Origin of the sequence: Paenibacillus oleatilyticus (genome assembly GCF_018998565.1) — a bacterium.
GTDB lineage: Bacteria > Bacillota > Bacilli > Paenibacillales > NBRC-103111 > Paenibacillus_G > Paenibacillus_G oleatilyticus.
The window spans coordinates 1-3,521 of record NZ_JAHNZO010000067.1; the positions used below are offsets into that span (position 1 = coordinate 1).

The following is a 3,521-nucleotide window of genomic DNA, read 5'->3' on the forward strand; positions in this document are numbered from 1 at the left end:
GTCACTTCTTCCTGGCTCGCGATTTTGCCGGCAGCCTGAAGATGCGGACTGAGCGCCGCTATGGTCGGATGATGAAATAAATCTCTCATGACCAGCTTATAACCAGCCTGAAGTACCCTTGAGGATACTTGCAGCGCTTTAATCGAGTCGCCTCCGAGCGCAAAGAAGTTGTCCAATATCCCGATTCTGTCTACACCCAGCACGGCTTGCCATACCGAGACAAGCGCTTTCTCCGCTTCCGTACGGGGCTCCAAATAGCTTGCTCCGGCTTGAACGTGTCCCTCCGGCTCGGGCAGCGCTTTGCGGTCTACCTTGCCGTTAGGCGTGAGCGGCAGCTGCTCCAGGCACACCAGACGCGCCGGAACCATATGCGACGGCAGCGTTTGATCCAAATACGATTGAAGCTCTTCCAGATTGAGCTCTTGCTCCGCAACCGCGTAACCGCACAAATATTTTTGGCCCCGCTCATCGGTCCAATCCTTCACAACGGCTTGACGAACCCCGGCGAAACGCAGCATCGCCGACTCAATCTCACCCAGCTCGATCCGGTAACCGCGGATCTTCACCTGATAGTCGATCCGGCCGATGAAGTCGACGTTGCCGTCTTCCATCCAACGCGCCAGGTCGCCCGTGCGGTACAACCGCTCCCCGGGAACGAACGGGCTATCGACAAACTTCTCTTCGTTCAGTTCGGGGCGGTTCCAATACCCTCGGGCCACGCCTGGGCCGCCAATGCACAGCTCGCCCAATACCCCCACCGGTACCGGCTTCAACTGCGCATCCACGATATAAAACCGGGCGTTCAGCCACGCCTTGCCGATCGGCACATTCCCCGCCTCCGGCAGCATGGCGAGCGGCTCATCATAAAAGCTCGAATCGATCGCCGCTTCCGTTACCCCGTATGCGTTGATGATTCTGAACTGCGAGCCGAAGCGCTCCTGCAGCAGCCGGTAGTCGGCCACACTGCAGCTATCCGAGCTTGTGATCAGCAGCTCCATCGAGCTCATATCCAGACCCTGCTCCGCCACGTAGTCCATGAACGGCACGATCAGCGCCGGCGTCGATTCAAAGATCGTAATCTGCTTATCGCGAATCCAGCCGTACAAGCGCACCGGATCGATCCGGTCGTCCTTTGGACAAATGACCATCGTCCCGCCGTTGTAAAGCGTCCGCGCGATATCCCCGACGAACACGTCGAAGGAGAAGCTCGCCAGTTGCAGCAGGCGTACCGGGAATTGGTCCAGCCGGTATTCCCGGCGATAGGCCGCCGCCGTATTGACCAGACTGCGGTGCTCGATCATGACGCCCTTCGGCCGCCCCGTCGTGCCCGACGTGTAGATCACATACGACAAATCGCCCGGTGCGCTCCCGTCAGGCACATTCGCCCCGTTTTCGCCGTACGACTCCTCTTCATCCAGACACAGCACCGTTTGCAGTGCCAGATCATCCTTCAACCACGCTTGCGAACGCTCGCGCAGATGGGTTTGCGTCAGCAGCACCTTCGCTCCGCTGTCCTCCAGCATGAACCGGATGCGCTCCGACGGATAATCCGGATCGAGCGGCACATACGCCCCTCCCGTCTTCCAGACCGCCATCACGCCGACAAGCAGGTCAACCGAACGATCGGCCAAAATGCCGACGATCGATTCCCGTCCGATGCCGCCCCAACGCAGCGTGTCGGCCAGCCGGTTCGATCGCTCGTTTAGCTCGCGGTACGTCAACTGCTTGTCCTCGTATACGACCGCCGTCGCCTCCGGGGTGCGTTCCGCCTGCTCTTCAAACAACCGATGGAACGTCTTCTCTGGCGGAAGCTCGTTCGATACCGGATTAAACCGGGTTAAAATGTTATTTTTCTCTTCTTCACTCAGTATAGACAGCTCGCGAACCGTCTGATGGGGGTTCTGTATCATCTGCTCAATAATGCAGGTCATTTGTTTGGCAATGCGCAGAATTTCATGTTCTTCAAACAATTGAATGCGGTAGTCGATATTCAGCTCGATTTGCTGCTCGTCGATTATATCCCATACTTGGATGGCAAAGTCTACCGCTTCGTGTCCGCAAAAACCTACATTTTGCAGAACGCTGAGATTATCGTATTGCGTCCAAGTCACCGGTAAATAATCAATATCCACACGGAACAGATCCTGTATATCATGCTGCTTGTTTTCTTTTCTTAAATCCTGGATGAGCTGGTTGTACGGATATTTCTGATGACGCAGGTACGATCTCTGTTCTCTGGATACTTGACTCAAAAAAGTGGCTGCGCTCTGATCCGGGTCCAAGAGTACGCGCATCGCAACCGTACTTGCAAACATGCCCAACGTCTCTTTTTCTTGCTTTGACGTCCGGTTTGCATAAAGCGTGCCCACCGTAATATCTTGATTTCCGGTCACCTTATAAAAAAGGATGTACAACGAGGCTAAAAATATAGTGAATATTCCGACGTTATGTTGTTCGGTAAAGCTCCTTAACTGCTCATAGAGTTGGGGGGGAATAGCGACAACGGTCGTTCTTTTGGCCTCTGTGCTGATGTCGTAAGGCATATTCGGTTTCATGGTGGTAATTTCAGAGAAGGAAGCGAATTTGTCCAGCCAGTATGCCTTATCTTTATTGTACCGTTCCGACCCTTCGTATTGCTGCTCGGCATAAATATAATCAAAATAAGAGCTTTTTACTTGCAGATCCGGCGCGGTTCCGTTCATCAAATCCGTATAGTTTTGCATGATTGAATTTAAGGTGAGAATCGAGGAAAAGCCATCGGCAATCATATGGTTGATTTTCAGGTTTAACCAATGCTCTTCGTCGTTAATCTGGAACACGCAAAAATGATACAGCTTTTCGTCAAAAATGCTGATCGGAACTTTATTAAAGCGTTCCAGCCATTCTTTAGCTTCCTCCGGGCTTTCGAATTGAAGACAATCGCATTCGGGGATAATGTTCGTTTCCTCTTCAAACCACTGGATTGGTTGATCGTCTTCGGAAGAAGCAATTCGGATGCGGAAAGCATCATGCTCTTTAATCAATTTATAAATGGACTGCAACAATACATCCAATTGGAGGTGACCTCTAATAATAAAAGTTCCCGCGATGATTCCGACGGCTGTATTCGGATACATCATTTCCATATTCCATACTCTTCGCTGTGCCTGGGTTAGAGGTAGTCGTTTGTTCGTATTCTCGCTCACATAGACACTCTCCTACTGTAATTTTTCTTTCAGAGTTCTCCAAAATTATACAATTTATTACCTAGGTTACACGAAAATTTATCCAAATTATCGTAATATAACCATTACCTAAAAATTATATACATAACATTAGTCTATTTACATGGTATTAAAGTCCTATATTAAACTAATTTTTCCTTATATGATACTTTTGACCGATTAATCCTAATGACGGCAGACAGTTGGTGCAAATGATACCAGCGAGAATCCTTTTTTATACTACTAGAGTGAAGGGCAGAGAAATCTGCCCCTCCTCATCAAACCGTACGTGAGGTTTTCCCTCATACGGCTTTCCGA

1 protein-coding gene is annotated in these 3,521 nt (G+C 50.7%); it reads right to left on the reverse strand.

Features of this window, described 5'->3' with window-relative positions; genetic code table 11:
• Nucleotides 1-3,119, reverse strand: a 3,119-nt coding sequence (locus tag KQX66_RS36290) for a non-ribosomal peptide synthetase (protein WP_438804226.1), incomplete at its 3' end; no start/stop codon positions are given.
• Nucleotides 3,120-3,521 lie beyond the last annotated feature (402 nt).